We start from the raw sequence: 18,148 nt of genomic DNA on the forward strand, positions 1-18,148 counted from the left end.
ATTATCAAATAAAGGAGGATTTATGTCAGAAACCTTTGGATATAAATTAGGCAAATTTATCAAAAATAACTTTTCTTCTTCAACTCAAAAAGTAGTAAGTGCGGGGGTTGATTCGCTTGAGAAACGGTTGAATAAACCTGTAAAGCCAAAAAGTAAAAGATATACTAATTCTAGCGACAATGATGAAGTTACAGATGTTTGTGATGCATTTGCAAAATCATTAGAGATAGATGCCTCCCTCACCTATTACGAAAAAATAAAATAGGCGGCAATGAGAAAAGGCAATAGATTCTTATCAAAAAAATAAAAAAGGTTATACTCTCGAACAATCAAAACATATGGCAATGTTAGCGATAGCAAAAGCATTTAAAGCGTTTCATCAAGCGTCCTCTCTCTTCTGATTTTTGTCACACTTTTTAATCAATAGGCTTTACATATTGCGATTTATGATGTAGATTTTTTTCATTGGTTACTATATTTGGTGTTAAGTCCAACAATGAGTCGTACATTTATAGCAAAATTTTTTCCATATGTATCAAATTACAAAGAGCTGGATGGATTAAAAAAACTAGAGTTCAGAAAAAACGAAAGTATCCAATTTTTGAGCGATACTGTCTTAAACTCCAGTAGTTTCTATACCAATGAAACAAATGATCAGTGGATTTTAGTTTTTTTTGAAAATTCAATATATAAAAAGATCATTGAAGTAAAGATAGAAAGTTGTCGTTTATCTAAGCTAGATAACACTCCGGAAAAAGGTCAATACCATTGGAAAATGATTTGCCATATAGAAAATAATCGTACCCAAAATGGTGAAATCGCATCTGACTTATTTACTGATGAAATTGTTGAAGCAATGTCTAAATACATCAGATCTAGCAAGACAATAACTAAAGACAAATACAGAGAAAGTAAAGATGCTTTTTATGAGGTGATAGATCCCTATGGCTTTGGTTTTTTCTCAACAATTAATGATAATGAACCGCCATACTATAATGCCAACTTCTCTAGAAGAATTTTGCTAACAGCTTTATTGTTTACATATAACGATATTTTGTCTGTATTTGTTAACAAATTAGATGAACTTAATACTATTCAGGATGAAGATGAACGAGTAAAAGAAATAAAATATTTATATAATAAAAACTTAGAATTTAACACTATATATTCAAATAGCGATCTAATTAACCCTCAAAGGGATATAAAATATACTTGGAAAAACTTAGATAGTATGTTTGAATTGTCTTCTAGAGTAGACAATGTAGATAAAAGACTTACAGCATTAAATAACGATATAATTAGAAAAGAAGAAGCTCAATATAGGAAAAATCGTCTTTCCCAAGAAAAACATATCCTTGAGGGCAAGAATAACACTCAAAATAGTGGTTTATATGAACCAAATACAAAAAATGAGAAAGGATTTTTATCGCTTATCAACAATATTATCACATACATACTCAAATAACAGGTGAATATTATGGACACACAAACCAACAAAACAAACAAATTTGTTAGTATCATTGTTTCCTTAATTACCAATGTATTTTTTATATCAGTAAAAATTATAGTGGCAATTTTTTCGTTAGTATTTCATTTGGGATCTAAGAGCTCATCTGATGATGAACGATTGAATAATTCCAGTAAAAATCCTGAAGTTACAACTGTTTCTGGTGAGGGAATAAAATTATATAATCTTGATGGTCAACATCCATACTACGGATATAATGAAGATGATTCCTAATCACTAAAAGAATTAATTTTAAAAAATTCCCCACCCGGTTAGGTAGGGAATCTTTTACTTCTACTTCAATCCAATTTTACCTTGGATTTTATTATCAGCTACATTAGCTATTGTTTGAGAATATCGTTGTCCACTCTCCTCAGCTTTTTTAGCTCCTAGAGCTAAATTATTAGCAATATTCCCAACCTCAACTCCGGCTTTTCCCATCGCCATCATAAAGAATGCTGGTAATACAATAAACATCGCACCAATAACCAATTTGACGATACTGCTGTCGCTTGGTGCTGTAATAGTTGAAAAATCACCCATTGCAGTTAATAACCAACTATCCAGCCATCTCGCGAGCTCCCACCAGAATGTTAAGAAATAAAGCCCGAATTGCATAAATGTTATTGTCATTGCTGCTTTAATGCTATAACCACTAAATAACATTATAAACGGGATAGAGATCACCAGAGCCATAGCGAGAAAACCCTGAATCATTGGTAACGCTTGCCGCATTGCATCAAAACCAGGAGAAGCCACCGCATTCCCAGTAGTTACCCCAAAAAAAGATAACATTTCTGATCCCCATTCTGTTACAACACCTAAACCGGTATTATTTCTCACATCAGAAAGATTTTGATATTTCGTTCCATTTTGAACAGCAATGCGTTGAGGTTGAATCAATGTACGAACTAGGAGATCATCATCTGACAGTTTGCTTTTTAACCCAGATAAATTGCCGGCTCGCCAATTATTAAAACGTTGTAATAAATTAGGATTATATTGCTCTAAAATCCTTGCTTTTAACCCGATACCATTGGCATCCCACCATTCATTGCATTTCGGGAATCCACCTTTGCCGGTATTCGGCAACGCCTGATCACGTTTTGGATCATAAGGCCATTGTTTACGAGGCATCTGCGAACGATAATTATCATATAATCCCGGTGTTTCTACCATTATCCTTGATCCAATCCAATCAAGATCTCTTGCTTGAGCTTCATTCACTTCAGCCTGCTTGCGTTTAATTTTTTTACGTGCCGGAACATAACATTGTTGAAAAAAGTCTGTTATTTCTTGGCGTAAAACTGGGCTGGTTACTTGAGTATTTTGGACATCAAAACGTAATTGCCTAACATCAACTGAACAAGGAATAGCGGTGATAGCTGCCTGTGTTACTGCTTTGCTTAACACTGTTGTGAATGCCCACCAAAGCGGTAGCTTAGCCTGTTGTCCATCTAATGTAGTTTGCATATCTTTTAGGACACTTTCTTGAGGTTTGATTGTTTGATATCCACATTGCTTCGCTCGCGTTTCATCAAATACTAAAGTATTTACAGAAGCTGTCATTAACGGCATACAGGTAAATACAATAATAACAATGCTAAGATAGAAAGCGTGTTCAATACGATTTAGCAATAATTTGCCTTTATTACCCTCATCATCACCCTCTTCACGCACTTTTAACCAAAGTCTGATTATATGGGCTAAAAATGGCGTAGCAAATAAGCCTGTTTCTACAAAAGTATCCCATATTGTATTATTAATAACCCAACCTAATAAGGTGAGAAAATACTCAAAATAGCTATTTGTAACTAATTGCACATCTAGCATAATATCCTCCCCTTAATTGTTGTTGAAGATGTTTCAAATGCTGTACTTTGCGCATTTTCTTTGTGCAGGATAATTTTTCATAAACACAACAACGTCTTTTCATCTTTTTCATTATTTACCTCCAATGAGAGATTAAAACAGAGAGTTCGGAAACGGCGATAAACACCACAAACAACACCATTGGACGTTTTGTTCGTTGTTTCCAAAACTCACTCTTCGATGCAATTTTCAACATTAAAAATAGCACCACTCCGTATAAACAAATTCGCCAAACCAAAAATACTGCTTGGTAATGTTCGAAAAAGGCTTTAATCTGAGTTCCCGGAAAAGCGTGCATCCCCAATGCAAGCAGCAGGAGAGATAACAGCAATAACGCTGCTATCATCAGTAGAAATTTGCCACCCTGTAACAGTTTTTGTTTTGTCATCACATTCTCCTGTTTAAAAGTTGAACTAAATCGGCAAGTAATTTATTTTTCTTTAACATTTTCCTGCTCCTAACCAGCTATCCACAGTGTTATGCACAGAGATTGGGGATAACGGCGATATCGATACTGGTTGATCATTAGAAAATGGATCACTAAGTAATGTGTTATGCAACAAATCGACAAGATAATACGCTTCCATTTCATCCACGACCGCCATATAAAAACGCAACCTAGGTGCAGAAAAATCTGGGAATTGGGTGTGTCCGGCGATGTTGATGGTAAGGTTAAAACGCCCCACGTCGCCAATAAACAACACGCGCACATATTGTTGTTGGTAAATCAGATAAGGTTTAATCTGCATCGAGCGTAAATGACCGGTGCAAGCACTGATCACTTCAATTAATCGCTTCAATGCCGCTTTAAACATCGGCTGAATTTCCAAACGCTCAAACGGTGGCACTTTATTTTCAAACAGACGTATCACGTTCATTCAGATTCTCCTTCATCTTCTTTAATGCCTCTCGCTTTATCCAACTGTTTCGCAATCAGAAATGCGGCTTCAAGTTCACTAATGTTATGTTGTCGCATTAACTGCATTCTCGCCGCCTTTTCTTCCGGTTCCGTCATTGCCAGTGCGAGATATAGGCTCGGCGGTACGACCCTGAACAGCGCCTCGATGCTGTCTGATAACACCACACCTTCGGTATATTTTTTATCTTCTTTGCGTGCTGAACGAATTAAGCTCTTTTGCTCCTCCGTCAACGGTTTAAATCGGCAAATTTCACCGATTTCGTAATCATCAACACCGCATAACAGCTCCCACCATTCAAGCATATTGATAAGTTTTTTCGCATCATTCGGGAAGTCTTTCATATTTTGTGTGGCTAGCCATAGCCAGATACCGAGCTTACGCCACATTTTTGACCCTTTCGTTAAAAATCTGGCCAACAGTGGATTGACGGTAATGATGTGAGCTTCGTCCGTTATATTGACGATTGGTCGCCCTGAATATTGGTATTTCTCCCCAAGACTATTGATGTGATTAATTAACGAGATATAAGCGATAGCCAATTGTGCCTCATAGCCTTCTCGGGCAAAGGTCGCCAAATCAACTAAAGTAATATCTGCATCTGGCCACGCCTCCCCCTCACGATTAAAAAGTTCTGCTTCAAAACTACCTGGTTGGCAAAACATTCCCAATGATTCAGCCATATCAAATATCCGTTCACGTTTAGTTTCAGGTAGACTTTCGTCACGGCTCAACTGGTAGAGTGCATCTCTAATATCTGAGGTTAATGTTTGTCGTTTTGCTTGATAGGTTACTTCGGCAGCCATCATAATCGCTTTACGAATAATTGCTTTGTCTGCACGTGAGAGTTTTTCAGCTTCTTTGATTTCTCCGCCGGTAATCATTAGCTGCGCAGTAATTTCCATTTCACCGAGTATGTCGCGTTGATCATCACCGTCATCCTGTTCGTTGTTTTCTTCAACTTCAATTGCACCTTCTGACAAGCGGTCAGTAATAGAGTTATCCTCAATTAATTTGTGACAATCAGCAAATAACGGTAAAGTGACGCCACTGCCCGGTTTCAATGTAACTTTATTCACGCTCAATCCCAGTGATGCGGCATAATCAGCCATCAACCCAAAAGAATTACCGGCTTCAATAACAAATAATCGAGGACGATACACAGCCATCAACTGTGCAATTTTGCCATTGAGCGTTGCTGACTTCCCTGCTCCGGTTGGCCCTAGCATCAAAAGATGCGCATTTTTTGTTCTGTCTTTTTTACTCAACGGATCGAAATCAAGCGGTGCACCGCCTCGATTAAAGAATGAAATTCCGGGATGTCCAGTACCGGTTGAACGTCCGAAAATTGGTAATAGGTTTGCGATATGCTGAACAAAATTGAATTTGGTATAGAGTTGTTTGCGATCATCCTGCGGATTAAACACCATCGGTAACCAACGCAAATAGCTGTTAAGGGGTGCAATTTCATCCCCTTCTCTCACTGGGACAAGTCCATTTCCAAGCAATATTGCGCGTAATTTACGACTTTTTTTACTTAAATCATCGTCATCATCGCCTCGAACATAAAAGGCTAAACTACTGCGGTACATTTTGTGTTTGTCTTTCAAATATTGCTGTACCGTCATACAGTCCTGTTTCGCATAACGCGATTCAGTATTATCACCTTTTGCTTTATCCATAATATTGAGGATATGCTGCTCCAGTAAATCTTGCGGATAAACCACAATCGTCATTACCATTATGGTGCCCTGTGGCAGCAGATCAAACAAAGCATTACAGTTATCGCCGCGTTGCATTTCACCTGTTAATAATCCAACTCCGGGTGCTTTACGCAACGCATCAACAACAATGACTTCGTGAGGTTTTTCATCAAAATACCAGTAATCCCCTTTTGAAACAGGCGATTGCACAAACAATGATTCGGCAAAATCTTCCCAAATCATTAAATCATCCGGCTCATCACTATCTTTGTAATATTGCATTGACTGATAAAAATCGGCAGCAGGCATTATCGTTGGCGCCGGATTAAACCAACGTAACAGCCATTGATACACTTGCTTGCCATTAAGTCTTTCAAGGCGTACACCTGCACCTTGCAACGCATTCAGCACGCGTTCACAAGCGTTATTCAGTGCTTCTAACGGTTCAAGCAACTCCTCTTTTTCTTTGCCTTTGGGATTAACGTAGCGATAGATCACCATTCTGGTACGGCGTAATTGCCCACGCCACGGCGTATTGGTAATTTTTGTATCAATAAACAATCCCTCTGGGCTCGCAATATCTCGTAAATGTTTTCCCATTAAATTCAGCCACGCTTCGCTGAAAGCTGCCCCTTGCGCATTAGGCTGAATATAGCGAGCGAGTGCCTCTCTGTAGTCCTCAGCAACATCATCGTCTTGGCAATAGAATTGCACAACCCAAGGATGTGAGTCCCGTTCTTCAAAACTATCTTGCAAGGCATCTTTTATTTGCGTTCTAAGTTGATTCAAATAAGCAACTGAACGCCCCTCTGTACCAATTGGCTTGACATCAAACACTGCACCAACTGACTTACCGTCTTCCAACAAAATTGCATTATCATCATCAAGAAATTCGACCCACGGCAAGCGTCCCACAAATGAGCTACATTGCTCAAAAGTTTTGTTGTAATCGGCATTTGTGTAAGGCTCACGTTTTATTACGGTATTCACTGTTTCACTCATCATTTGCCTCACTACCATTAATAAGTCGCTAAACGCTCGCCGGCTTGCGCATACTGCACCCGGCTGTAAAAAGGAATTACCGTGCTATATCCGGGAACCGGCATTGGCTCAGCCGTGTCAGAGAGGTGAGGAAAGATATACATCACCAAATCGGGATTTGGTAAGCGTGGGAAAAGATTAGTGATCTCATTTTCTGCCGTTCTGGTATAACTCTCTTGTTCTTGAAAATTAACCGCACGTACTGGATCTTGAGCAACATTCTGTCGTGTCGGAATTAAATTACCGTTACCACTCTTCTTTTGCCACAAGTCCAACATCGTCTGATCACCTCTTGGCAACAACTTTTCTTGCGAGGTAGAACAAGCGGCTAAACTCATCACAGCAGCAAGTAAAATCGTCAAACTCATTATCTTTTTCATTGTGTTGTCCTCTTAATCAAGTTGTTTGCGTTGATTGTTATTTAAGTAGTTCACTTTTCGCCCATTTGGCTCATAATCAATATCAATCGACTGTGTCAAATGAATAGCGACAGGATGACCCGGCGGTACATAAATTGCGTCAAATGTTTGTCCAAACCGTTTTCTTAACCACTCTGTTGTATCTTTTAAACCGGCTCCCAACGCTTGTCCCATCAAGTATTTGCCTTGATCACCCGTTACCGCACTCACCACGCTTGCTCCATCAGTTACGGTCGTTGTTTGACTTTGTGAATAAGCATCCGCTGCAGCGGCAACACCGCCTAAAAGGAAATTAGAAGTGAGGTATTCCGGTGCATTGGTTTTTCGGTCACCCGGTACGCAAGGCACACCGTATGGATCTGAAATCCAACCAATTCCATCGCTGTTGCCACTACTGCTACTGCGTTTGCTTTGTGGCCAAGTGCGAACACGTCCATCATTAAATACCAATGTGATACTCATCACCTTGCCTCGTACACAAGATAACGTCCAGTCGCCGCTTGCCGTTCCGGATAAAATTGCCCCCTCTACATTCGGCAACATCATCCCGTTCGCAGTGAGATTCTCTTTGCCTACAAGCACTTTAAATGGATATGGATCGCTTACTACACCATCAATCGGTACGCGACCCAATAATGCTGTCATTGCAACCGATCCAATTAAGGTGGAGTTTTCCGGCAAGGTATAAATAGGCACAGGAGGCTTCTCTTCTGCTGATGTTCCTTTTTTCTTGCCAGTGAAGTCTTCGTGCGCCTTACCTAATGCAGACTTATCCAGTTCACTAAAAAGACTAGGGAAACCGAACTGTTCTGCTTGCTGACCGGCTGTGACAGGGTTACCGTTACGATCTAAAGCTTGCATATCTGCCGGCATTACCCATTGCATACCGCCGCTAGTATTACCAATAGGAAAATCCTCACCATTTCCGGATTCTGCTGCGAATAAATTGGCATCATCCTTTTTTGTCTCGCTGGGTTGAACTTTACTTTCCAACGCTGACAGATTAGCAAGGCGTTTTTCCAGCTCTTCTGTTAGGCTTTCTGTGCGTTGCTGTAATGCTTGTTCAAATTCAATCGACATCGCATTGCGCTCCTGCGCTAATGCAGCTTGAATTTGCTCATCAACACTCTCACTTTTATCTGTGAGAGTTTTGTTCTTCTTCATTAATGCTTCGTTTTGTGCCTTTACGTCTGCAATATCTTGTCTTGCGCGCTTAATCGTACCGATTAAGGTACGAATGGTATCTTGTGGCGTATCACCCTCGATCCCTAACGCGCGTAATTCTTCCGGCTTAAGATCATAAAGTGCATACTGTTGTGTTTGTGATGTAGCATTTTCTTCCGACTTAAACACTTTAAGCCCAATGATCACGGCAATAGCAACCGCACTGGGAACAATAATTTTTAATAAGCCATTTTGCTTCAATTTCATTTTTTGCCCCCTTGATGTTGATTCTTACTGATTTTTTTAATCACTCTTTTAGGTTCAGGGATCATTGCTTTATCAGCACTACCAATTGATACTAAGTAGACTGTAGTAGTATCTTCGGCAGATCCTCGTCCGCCTAGCCAATTATGCTGATAGGTCGCCGCATAAAAACGCCCTTGGATATAACGGGGATCAAGTTTAATCATCTCATATGACTGGTTTTTAATTTTTACGGCAGTGACTACATAATCTCCGAGTTGCCAAGCAGCCAACGGCGTAGTTTTCACTGGTAGCCCTGGTAATAGTGTGGTGATATGATTAGGTAGACGGTGATGCACACTCTGTACACCGTCTAATGGCTCAACAGTACGTAACGGTGCATATAGCGATTGTGCGGCATAACGCGTCAATGCTGCCGGTGCTGGAAGCGTTAACTTTGGCTGTACGATATCAGCAAGTGGATTTTTATCTTGTGAATGCTCTTCATCACCGCTTATTTCATCCATATTAGATTTTGGTTCATAAATTAATTTAATTGGTTCCAACTTGTCTTTATGCTCATTCGCTGCAACATCAAGCAAGATAATTTCACCATTTTGCATATCCTGTAGCTGTAAACGAGTTTCAGGGAATGCTTGTGTCGGTTTTAAATAGAGTGTACCTCCGGCATTCTGAATACGTAATTTGCTAGACAATGAAGGTGGGTAGCCAATTTTCACGTTGCGATCAACAAAAATAATACGCTCTTGATTAACGTTAAGATCTATTGCCAACGGCGTGCGTTGCCATTGCATTAACACATCGGCATAACTTTGCTGAAAGAACGCTATACCACCTAAGAAAAGTGCTGTTTTTAGGCTATTTTTCATTTTCATTCTGTTTTCCCTCATTTGTTGCCGCTGTTGCCGCTTCTAAACGCTTAGGCACATCTGCATAGCAATCAAGTCCTAAACCCCACGGATTTTTCTCCAGATCTACATCCATTCTTACAACTTTCACCGGATACCGAACTAAAGTACGTTTCACGGTTTCATCGCCGTAATATTCATCGGTGCTCAAATCAAGATTAACAATCCAATCGTTTTTACTTAAAACCTGAACCCGATCTTGACTGAAGCCACGTCCCGGAATTTCATACACACCGCGAACACGATTTTTTAACTCTCCGAAACTGTCTCTATCTTTATAATCCTGCTCAAGATAGGCTTTACAACTTGGCGTTAAATAATTACTTAATGAAAAAATGTTGCGTTTATAATCCTCTTTTCCATCGGTTGGCCAACGGTTAAGTTGCTGGAAAATGTAATAAGCAAATCCGTAAACTGTTGAGGGTGGAACCTCCCACCAAGGACGCTGACTGCCTGCTCGTAAATCAGGCGGTGTATAAATCTGTAATCGGCTCGGTGCAGTAGACCAGCCAATCCCCATTAACAAAATAATGGCAAATAACCCTGCGATGACTATTCGCAGTGTCTTAATGTGATAATCTTTATCTGTGAGTCGATTTTTAAATTTGCTTTTCATAATTTTTAACCACGGCGAATAGACCAATACTTACGGTTATCCGTTTTATCAATAAGTAAACGATTGGTTTTGAAACGTTGTTCAAGATAACGAGGCAGCCAAGTATCAGGCTTACCCCGTTTTAAACGGGCGATCACATTACCGCCCTTAAAGGTGAAGAGAAAAGCAAGCCCAAGTGCACAAGTTGGAATCAAAGCCCAATCTCCGACTAGTGCTGTTGCGACTATACCCAACAACAATCCGACGACAAAACCAACACCGAATACCACAAGTAATTCGGATATGGTCATCCCTCTAAACACAACAGGCTGACGGTTAAGACGCTCAGGCAGGAATTGGATAGTTTCATCTTTTTCCATACGTGCTTTTCTCCTAATTCTTACAGGATGTCTGCTGACTTAGTAATTAACCAAATAATGACAACCAATAAAACTGCGCCAACCAATGCTTGCATTGCTAAATCACCCCAAGTTTTCTTACCAGATGAAATCTCGCCGTAAGTTGAGACGCAACTTGATGCAACTCGCAAAAACGCATAAGCAGCAATCAATAATCCACCTAAAATTGCACCGTCATACGCATAGTTTTTAATCGTTTCCATAATGCCTTTACCGGTACCCCTTGATGGATCTTCCATTTTTGGTAAACCGGCAGCAAAAACAGGCGAACTTAGCAATGCGCCCATTACCACCAAACCGGTCTGTTTAGCACGACTTTTAACTTTTTGATAAGTTTGAATAAATTTAGGCATAAAAGCTCCTTTAGTTAATGTTTATCAATAAGAAAATAACAGGCAATACAAAACAGCACAGCAAGACGAATCAGCATCGCAAAAACGTCTTCTTTCGATAGATTTTCCTTATCTATTCCCTTATAAGCACTGGATACAATCCAAGCACCGATAAGGAGTAGAAATGTCAACACCAAGCCAACAAAAATATCGTGAGCTCCGGCAGCATCTGTTCCTGCAATGCTGCTAAACGCTTCTGTAGCAAGACTCATTTAAATCACCTTGCCGCTTTGTTTTGCTGAAGATAATCACCATCCAACGATTGCAATTGCGCCGGCTGTCGCGGTTGCGCGCGATCATTGTTTAGAAAATGATTTATGCCGGTAGCGACAACATTGATATCGGTATGGGCTTGTCGATAATCGAAATAGAATCGATTAGTTGGAACATTACGAGCTTGAGCTTGTGCACGCTGTAATGATTGTTTTGCAGCTTGTAATTGTTTAACCGCTTGTGCTAACTCGCTTTGTTCACTTGCCAATGCAGATGAACTGAAAGCAAACACTGCAATTAAACTTGCAACGAGAGAGATTGATTTTAATTTCTTGCACATACTGTTGTTCTCCTAAAACCTGGAGAGCACAGTATTAAAAATCACGATTTTGAAAGATATAGGAAATTGATTATCCAAAAAAATCAAAAAAAATCCGGAGTTTACATACTAATTGATCTAAATGTTTAATCAAAAAAAGATTGACTAAATAAAAGTCATTAATCAATAATGGAAGGATAAATCGCTATCGTTGATAGCATTTATAACGGCTGACCTGTAATGCCGTGTTTGACGTTGTCAAATGTATGGTCGCCCTTTAAACCTAGGTAGGGGTTTCAAAATAAATTACCGCCCTTTGCTAAGGCTGCGAGCACTTTGAGACCAGCCTCTATCGTGCAAACGATGGTGAGTGTTTGTTTAACAATTAACTAACCCTGTGGGGAGCAATCCCGACAGGAAAGCTCCTCACTTAATGAGAGGAGTATTAAATTTATGGATAATACCGTGAAATTAAACTTTGATAAGTTAGTTTTCGTCAAAAAGCTGAGTGCTAACGGTTATACTCAGGAACAATCTGAGATCTTAGCGAATGCTCTTGACGAAGCATTAACAGAAAGCCAATCTCATTTGGTGACAAAAAGCGATTTAAAAGAAACCGAAAACCACTTGCTTTATGCGATAGGCGGAGGTTTCATTGCCACAATTACTGTATTAATTGCAGTGATCGGTTTAATTAAATTGCCGTAATCATCGGTTAATATTTTTACTAACCCTGTGGGGAGCAATCCCGACAGGAAAGCTCCTCACTTAATGAGAGGAGTATTAAATGAAAGATCTCAAAATCTTTAATATTCGTTCAAATGAAGCTGAAAACTATTTATTGTTAGTTGCTTCATTTGGGAAAATAGGTCTGTCGCCGGAACTCTCTATTGAGCTGGCACAGAATTTAAGGAAGGTTATTATGGACAGTCAAAAAGATCTCGTCACAAGACAAGAGTTTCAACAGGCTCATCAAGAGTTGAAAGATGAAATTCAGGAAGTTCGAGCTGAAATTCAAGCTGTTCGCACTGAATTGAAGTCTGAAATTCAGGAACTCCGCGTAGAGATCAAAGAAGTTAAAACAGATTTTTATAAAGCGATTAATCGTTTAACTTTTGCCATTATTACCTTTGTGGTTGCTATTGTTGGTGCATTATTAACTTATATCAGCTTAGCAAATTAACTTAAATAATCTAATTCACCCGTGTGGGAAATATTTTCCCGTACACGGTGATCATATTTCCTACACTTTTTTGGAGGAAATATGAAAGTTTCCATTCACTATCGGGTTTTATCTGAGTTTAAATATTTAGATAAGTCCCTCATCCAAGGATTAAAAGAAAAAGCTCTTGAATGCTGGTTTTCCGGCAATCAACGCTTTCTAATGCAAACATCAGAAAGTAGTTATCACTTTTTTGATGTTGTACCTCATCAAACAAAATCTAATTGTTTAGTGGTACGCGCATAGTCTTTTATAATTGACTTTATCCCCTGATAAAGCCAATATTACTTTTAAAATATATTCGAGGTAACTATGCCTGTTATTTTACGTTTTAAAGGTTATAAATTATTCTTTTATGGACATTGGTATGAGTATTTCAGCTAAAAATGTTTATTTTGAAAAAGATTGTATGTGGGTTGAGCTTAATGATGCCAGAACAATAGGTGTACCACTTGCGTGGTTCCCGCGTTTGATGACTGCAAGCCCTGAGCAACTACAAGATTATGAACTGAGCCCAAGAGGAATCCACTGGGATGACTTAAATGAAGATATTTCTATTGAAGGTCTTCTTAAAGGACAAGGTGATTTTACCATTGCTTCAAAACAATCTGCATAAACTAATAACGAAATAATCGTTATCATTCCACACTTCACCCATCCGGGAAACATTATCCCGATGGGCATAGTGTTTCCCTTTATTTTTACAGGAGAAACGCTATGAAAAATCAACAAAATGCCTCTGCCTCTCATAAAATAGACGTCTATCAAGACGTTACAGATCGCATCGTTCAGTGCTTAGAAAGCGGCACTCGCCCTTGGATCAAACCTTGGGTAAGCGGCTTACCGCAAAATGCGGTTTCCGGTCGTTATTACACCGGAATTAACGTCCTGCTGCTAATGATAGCCTCAGAAGAAAAAGGCTATCAGTCAACCAAATGGTTGACTGCCAAAGCCGCCAATAAACTTGGTGGCAAAATTAAAAAAGGCGAAAAAGCCACTCGTATCATCAATTACTCTCCAATCGAAAGGGAGAAAAAAGATGATAACGGCGATCTCATCTTAGACAGCGAAGGCAATCCAGAAATGGAAAAATTTGCCATCATCCGTGCTTATCCACTGTTCAATATTGAACAGTGTGAAGGACTCCCAGAAGAAATGTATCTCGAAAAAGAGATGCCTTCTGAATTCCAAAAGGTGAATGAAGTTCACCAAATTTTGGAGGGTATGGGGGTTGCGGTAAAACATACCGCCGGCGATGAGGCATACTATCGCCCATCAACGGACAGCATTAATATGCCGTTGATGAAAACGTTCTGTACCGAACGCTCTTACTATAGTGTTCTGTTGCACGAGATGATTCACGCAACAGGACATAAAGATAGATTAGAGCGTGAAGGCATTACCTCGAAAAAAGCTAAATTCGGCAACGAAATCTACGCTTTTGAGGAATTAATTGCCGAAATGGGCAGTGCGTTTGTTTGCACGGCATTGGGTTTTGACACAATATCCAATAATGCCAGCTACATCGACAGCTGGATTAAAGTGTTGAAATCCGATAAAAAAGCCATTTTTCGCGCTTCTGGCGAAGCGAGAAAAGCAGCTGAATATTTGTTCGAAATCCGCGACACAATGCGGTTATACGAGCAGTATGAACAATATGATGCAGCTTAAGGAGGTTCAAAATGAAAAAAGTAAGCATTAAACAAGTACGTGAAAAATTGAGATGTAAATTTGATCGTTACGCCATCCGAAAAGATGGCTATGTTTATGTTTGGGGCATTATGCCAAACACCAACCAATATGGTTGTTATTTATTAGCTCATATTGATGAGCTAATAAAACATTTTGAATCAATGCTTTAACATTCACCCATTGGGGATACACGTATCCCCAATAGGTAGAGTATATTCTCATTTTATTGGAGAGATACAATGAAGAAAGGTTATGAAATTATCCTTGAAGATCAAGGACAAGATTTCACTCGACTCATTACTGATGAGAATGGTGTGGTTACAGAAGCACTACCATATCAAACATATGTATGGGAAGGCTCCATAATTCCTATTAAACAACAGAAAGTAGGTGATTTATGTATGATTCATCATCCTCCCTTTATAAACAATAGTTATCTAAAATACAAAGTACTAGCTATTAAAGAAATTTAACGACGTTAACCCATTGGGGATATACCTATCCCCAATGGGCATAGTGTATCCCTATTTTTATTGGAGACACTATGCTTAACCTATTTAAACCACCTATTGAAACTACTACCTTAGAAGCGTGGTCAAAAATGTGTGATGATATAGCTAAAGTTGCAATTCTAGCTATTCCTGTTATGCTGTATGGCAGTTATACATTAAGTTTTAAGATACTGAATTTGCTTATTTTAATCAGTATCGGATATGGTTTTCTGACGCTTGGCAGATTTTTACGGCAAGTTATTATTCGCATAACAAAGGAGGAATAATATGAAATTATCAATCGTGTTAGCAGTATGTGCTATCCTTACCTGGTTGATGGTTTATGGCGTAAAAAAAATGATGGAAGCGGATGAGAAGTATCGCTCTGCATTAAAAGCTAAAAAACAGGGTCACCATTAAATTTACTACAAAATGATATGTCGCAAGGCATATCATTTTTTTCAATTAAAAAATCATTACTACCTCTTGCTCGCAACGGAATAACACCTCCGAAAGAGTGAAGATATGATTTATCACATAAAGGATATGCATTCAGCATATCCTTTTCACCCCTTCTATTTCAGAAATTGATATTCAAATAAAAATGGTACAATTTCATCTAAATAGTATTTTTTCACCATTTGTTTCAGCGTATTAAGATGCCCATTTAATTCCGGATAATCATAAACTGTTTTATTTTTCTCGTCCTTATAATTTGTATTTAATTCATCTATAATTTGATACACACCATAAGTCAAAGTTTGGTCATAATTTTTCGTTTTTTTCGCATTACTAAATACAAGCTCCCATTGCTTTAACAACTGTTTTTCTTGTTCATTTGGCTCAAAATCAACTAGCTTTTCGATTGCCAGAGTAGCTCCATTTGTGCAATCCAAACAAAGATGATTACGATAAAACCTACCATCTGAACCGGAAAAACTACGCATATGATTTTGTGTTTCTAAACAGGTGAATAATAATATCTTTTGCAACATAGCAGAAATTTTTCCATCTTTTACCGCTTGTAAATATTCACCTGAACCATCCGCTGATTTCATTATTCTCGCTCGTTCAGTCCAAAATCGATTGTATGTAATATAACGGCTTGCAGCAAACATTGGTAATTTTTCCATAAAATTATCTTTCCGTAAGAAAAAGCCATTTCCATTATATCGACCGGCAACTAATAAAGAAGAATGCAAATCAGGATTATCAAATCCAGCACCATCTGCAACCAAATAGCCCAATAAATTATCATTAAATAAAGGAGAAATTCGTTTTTTTACAAATACATTTGCTTCAAGACCATCCAATCCTGTCAAAATACCATTATCCAAATCACCATCAAGTTTTCTTCCATCATAATAAGTCTTACTATAATTAGTGAAAATTTTTTCTATTTTTAGCACCCCATCATCTTTTAATTTTTCTTGCTCAATATTATAGGCTTGCAAAATAAATGAAGTTAATTCAACATTATCTTCATTACTCCATAACGCTACCATAATACAAGCATCAATATTGGTATGAAAATGCCTACGATTAAATGCAAACCCTTTTAAAAATTTCTTATTAATTAAATGTTGAGCTTTCCAATATTTAACTGGCGAATACACAATATAACTATCTGTAGGTTGGCGTAAATAGTATTTAAAAGCAGACCAAATGAAAGCATTTCCCAGATCGTTTGAAGCCGTTCCTTTAACCTCTTTTTTCATCTCTTGTACAACAAAACTATTTTTCCAAGTTGATGACGCTTTACCAGCTTTTTGCTTTTGATGCTCAATACTAGTTGTTTCAGCATAAGGTGGATTTTCAAACAAAATAATCGTACACTTCGGATTATCAATATATTGTTTAATTAATTTACTTTGAACAAAATCTTCAGATAAAGCATCTGCCCCACGTACAAGACCAGCATTAAATGTATCATTTTCTTCCGTAGGAGGGATAATATGTCTGACTTTATCACCCAGTAATTCAAATAGTACCTTATATTCATAATATTCAACAGTAGAAACAATAGTGTGTGATAACTCTTCTTTAGTCAAAAACTGCTCTAAATTACCAGTTCCTGCACATCTATCAATAATAACGTAATCATTGCCTTGTGGAACTCGCTTAATCGCTTCTCGCACCAATTCAAGTGATTTTTCAGCATATAATTTAGGAGTATAAAATGCACCTAAATTTTTTTGTGTTAAATTATCATTAAGTTTATCCATTAAATAACGAAATCTAACATTATCATCACCTGTATAAGGTTCAATAAATTGCTTAAACTTATCTGGCTTACGAATCTCGCCAATAATTTTCACCTTACCGTTTTCTTCACCAATAAAATCAGCTTTCTTTGCTAATGGATTTTCTCGATAAAACCTCTCTCCCCAACCAACAATGCAATTTTCATCTAAATTAATTTTGGTATAGTTTTTACTTTTTAGGACAGTAATAAAATTCTCTTTTTCAAGACTATCTTTTAAATTAAAGGTTTTTATCGGCGTATTACCCTGAAATCCACTATTCTCTTTTGAAGCTCCTAGTGTATAAACCCTTTCAATAAAAGAGAGATAATCTTTAGAATAAAACTGATATACTTGATCAGTATTTAATGAAATAAGTAGAATATTAGCAGGAATAGACTTCCCTTTAATTCTCATTGATGAAAGATATTTAATTGCTTGAAATAAAACGTTATTTAAATCATTAATATTGAGTTTAAACTCTAATAAATTACCATTTAATACGCCATCGGTATAATCTGTTTGAATTTGCTCTATAGAAAGACTTTTATCAACTCTTGGCAGGTAAGTTTTATAGAAATCTAATTGTCCATCTAACTCAAAAATGTATTTAGCCATCTAACACTCCTGTAAGAAAGTGCTTGATAGCAGACGATAGAATTTTAGACTTTATTGCGTTGCGTTGCGTTGCGTTGCGTTGCGTTGCGTTGCGTTGCGTTGCGTTGCGTTGCGTTGCGTTGCGTTGCGTTGCGTTGCGTTGCGTTGCG

At 38.1% G+C, this 18,148-nt stretch carries 25 protein-coding genes; 12 read left to right on the forward strand and 13 right to left on the reverse strand.

What is annotated here, in order from left to right; translation table 11 throughout:
- The 3 genes from A3EO_RS12815 to A3EO_RS0107975 all read left to right on the forward strand — a co-directional run.
- Positions 1 to 265: hypothetical protein (locus A3EO_RS12815; protein WP_211206178.1), on the forward strand; the 265-nt coding region annotated here is incomplete at its 5' end.
- A 231-nt stretch (positions 266 to 496) separates the two neighbouring features.
- The gene (locus A3EO_RS0107970; RefSeq protein ID WP_018346724.1) at positions 497 to 1,465 is read left to right on the forward strand and encodes a hypothetical protein; all 969 of its coding nucleotides are present in this window, start codon (positions 497 to 499) and stop codon (positions 1,463 to 1,465) included.
- Between the two features lie 12 nt (positions 1,466 to 1,477).
- Positions 1,478 to 1,741 carry a hypothetical protein gene (locus tag A3EO_RS0107975; RefSeq protein WP_018346725.1) on the forward strand — a complete coding sequence of 88 codons (264 nt, stop codon included), beginning with the start codon at positions 1,478 to 1,480 and terminating at the stop codon, positions 1,739 to 1,741.
- Positions 1,742 to 1,801: 60 nt separating this feature from the next.
- On the opposite strand, the gene A3EO_RS0107980 is transcribed toward A3EO_RS0107975, so the two are convergent.
- The 12 genes from A3EO_RS0107980 to A3EO_RS0108035 form a co-directional block, all read right to left on the reverse strand.
- A complete protein-coding gene (locus tag A3EO_RS0107980) occupies positions 1,802 to 3,340 on the reverse strand; it encodes a conjugal transfer protein TraG N-terminal domain-containing protein (protein ID WP_018346726.1) in 1,539 nt (512 codons plus the stop codon).
- 115 nt (positions 3,341 to 3,455) lie between these two features.
- Positions 3,456 to 3,767, reverse strand: a complete 312-nt coding sequence (locus tag A3EO_RS0107985) for a hypothetical protein (protein WP_018346727.1) — start codon at positions 3,765 to 3,767, stop codon at positions 3,456 to 3,458.
- Between the two features lie 52 nt (positions 3,768 to 3,819).
- Entirely contained in the window at positions 3,820 to 4,257 is a 438-nt protein-coding gene (locus A3EO_RS0107990; RefSeq protein ID WP_018346728.1) for a hypothetical protein, read from the reverse strand.
- Positions 4,254 to 7,004: a conjugative transfer ATPase gene (locus A3EO_RS0107995; RefSeq protein ID WP_018346729.1), complete on the reverse strand. Its 2,751-nt coding sequence runs from the start codon at positions 7,002 to 7,004 to the stop codon at positions 4,254 to 4,256. The genes A3EO_RS0107990 and A3EO_RS0107995 overlap by 4 nt, the downstream gene beginning before the upstream one ends.
- A 14-nt stretch (positions 7,005 to 7,018) precedes the next feature.
- Positions 7,019 to 7,420: a TIGR03751 family conjugal transfer lipoprotein gene (locus A3EO_RS0108000; RefSeq protein WP_018346730.1), complete on the reverse strand. Its 402-nt coding sequence runs from the start codon at positions 7,418 to 7,420 to the stop codon at positions 7,019 to 7,021.
- A gap of 12 nt (positions 7,421 to 7,432) precedes the next feature.
- The gene (locus A3EO_RS0108005) at positions 7,433 to 8,890 is read right to left on the reverse strand and encodes a TIGR03752 family integrating conjugative element protein (protein WP_018346731.1); all 1,458 of its coding nucleotides are present in this window, start codon (positions 8,888 to 8,890) and stop codon (positions 7,433 to 7,435) included.
- Positions 8,887 to 9,762: a TIGR03749 family integrating conjugative element protein gene (locus A3EO_RS0108010; protein ID WP_013745162.1), complete on the reverse strand. Its 876-nt coding sequence runs from the start codon at positions 9,760 to 9,762 to the stop codon at positions 8,887 to 8,889. Before A3EO_RS0108010 ends, A3EO_RS0108005 begins: the two co-directional genes overlap by 4 nt.
- The gene (locus tag A3EO_RS0108015) at positions 9,746 to 10,411 is read right to left on the reverse strand and encodes a PFL_4703 family integrating conjugative element protein (RefSeq protein ID WP_013745163.1); all 666 of its coding nucleotides are present in this window, start codon (positions 10,409 to 10,411) and stop codon (positions 9,746 to 9,748) included. Before A3EO_RS0108015 ends, A3EO_RS0108010 begins: the two co-directional genes overlap by 17 nt.
- A gap of 5 nt (positions 10,412 to 10,416) precedes the next feature.
- Entirely contained in the window at positions 10,417 to 10,770 is a 354-nt protein-coding gene (locus tag A3EO_RS0108020) for a TIGR03750 family conjugal transfer protein (protein WP_018346732.1), read from the reverse strand.
- Between the two features lie 20 nt (positions 10,771 to 10,790).
- A complete protein-coding gene (locus tag A3EO_RS0108025) occupies positions 10,791 to 11,162 on the reverse strand; it encodes a TIGR03745 family integrating conjugative element membrane protein (RefSeq protein ID WP_018346733.1) in 372 nt (123 codons plus the stop codon).
- A 14-nt stretch (positions 11,163 to 11,176) separates the two neighbouring features.
- Positions 11,177 to 11,413, reverse strand: coding sequence for a TIGR03758 family integrating conjugative element protein (locus tag A3EO_RS0108030; protein ID WP_018346734.1), 237 nt, complete (start codon positions 11,411 to 11,413; stop codon positions 11,177 to 11,179).
- Positions 11,414 to 11,418: 5 nt separating this feature from the next.
- Positions 11,419 to 11,754 carry an integrative conjugative element protein, RAQPRD family gene (locus A3EO_RS0108035; protein WP_018346735.1) on the reverse strand — a complete coding sequence of 112 codons (336 nt, stop codon included), beginning with the start codon at positions 11,752 to 11,754 and terminating at the stop codon, positions 11,419 to 11,421.
- Between the two features lie 432 nt (positions 11,755 to 12,186).
- On the opposite strand from A3EO_RS0108035, the gene A3EO_RS12820 reads away from it, so the two are divergent.
- From A3EO_RS12820 to A3EO_RS13805, 9 genes are all read left to right on the forward strand, one after another.
- Complete coding sequence (locus tag A3EO_RS12820; RefSeq protein WP_018346736.1) at positions 12,187 to 12,441, forward strand: CCDC90 family protein; 255 nt, start codon at positions 12,187 to 12,189, stop codon at positions 12,439 to 12,441.
- 79 nt (positions 12,442 to 12,520) lie between these two features.
- On the forward strand, positions 12,521 to 12,916 hold the full coding sequence (locus A3EO_RS0108045; protein WP_018346737.1) for a CCDC90 family protein: 396 nt from the start codon (positions 12,521 to 12,523) through the stop codon (positions 12,914 to 12,916).
- Between the two features lie 81 nt (positions 12,917 to 12,997).
- Positions 12,998 to 13,201 (forward strand): hypothetical protein, encoded by a 204-nt coding sequence (locus A3EO_RS0108050; protein ID WP_018346738.1) that lies wholly within the window; start codon positions 12,998 to 13,000, stop codon positions 13,199 to 13,201.
- Positions 13,202 to 13,322: 121 nt separating this feature from the next.
- Positions 13,323 to 13,571: a DUF2442 domain-containing protein gene (locus A3EO_RS0108055; RefSeq protein ID WP_013745171.1), complete on the forward strand. Its 249-nt coding sequence runs from the start codon at positions 13,323 to 13,325 to the stop codon at positions 13,569 to 13,571.
- 101 nt (positions 13,572 to 13,672) lie between these two features.
- Positions 13,673 to 14,626: an ArdC family protein gene (locus A3EO_RS0108060; protein ID WP_018346739.1), complete on the forward strand. Its 954-nt coding sequence runs from the start codon at positions 13,673 to 13,675 to the stop codon at positions 14,624 to 14,626.
- 11 nt (positions 14,627 to 14,637) lie between these two features.
- Entirely contained in the window at positions 14,638 to 14,817 is a 180-nt protein-coding gene (locus tag A3EO_RS0108065; protein WP_018346740.1) for a hypothetical protein, read from the forward strand.
- A gap of 69 nt (positions 14,818 to 14,886) precedes the next feature.
- Positions 14,887 to 15,120, forward strand: a complete 234-nt coding sequence (locus A3EO_RS0108070) for a hypothetical protein (protein ID WP_018346741.1) — start codon at positions 14,887 to 14,889, stop codon at positions 15,118 to 15,120.
- Between the two features lie 71 nt (positions 15,121 to 15,191).
- Positions 15,192 to 15,425, forward strand: a complete 234-nt coding sequence (locus A3EO_RS0108075) for a hypothetical protein (RefSeq protein WP_018346742.1) — start codon at positions 15,192 to 15,194, stop codon at positions 15,423 to 15,425.
- 1 nt (position 15,426) lies between these two features.
- On the forward strand, positions 15,427 to 15,558 hold the full coding sequence (locus A3EO_RS13805; RefSeq protein WP_018346743.1) for a hypothetical protein: 132 nt from the start codon (positions 15,427 to 15,429) through the stop codon (positions 15,556 to 15,558).
- Positions 15,559 to 15,713: 155 nt separating this feature from the next.
- Here A3EO_RS13805 and A3EO_RS0108085 read toward each other — a convergent pair whose 3' ends face one another.
- Positions 15,714 to 17,999 carry a hypothetical protein gene (locus tag A3EO_RS0108085; RefSeq protein ID WP_018346744.1) on the reverse strand — a complete coding sequence of 762 codons (2,286 nt, stop codon included), beginning with the start codon at positions 17,997 to 17,999 and terminating at the stop codon, positions 15,714 to 15,716.
- Positions 18,000 to 18,148: the final 149 nt, after the last annotated feature.

The organism is Gallibacterium anatis DSM 16844 = F 149 (assembly GCF_000379785.1).
Taxonomy (GTDB): domain Bacteria; phylum Pseudomonadota; class Gammaproteobacteria; order Enterobacterales; family Pasteurellaceae; genus Gallibacterium; species Gallibacterium anatis.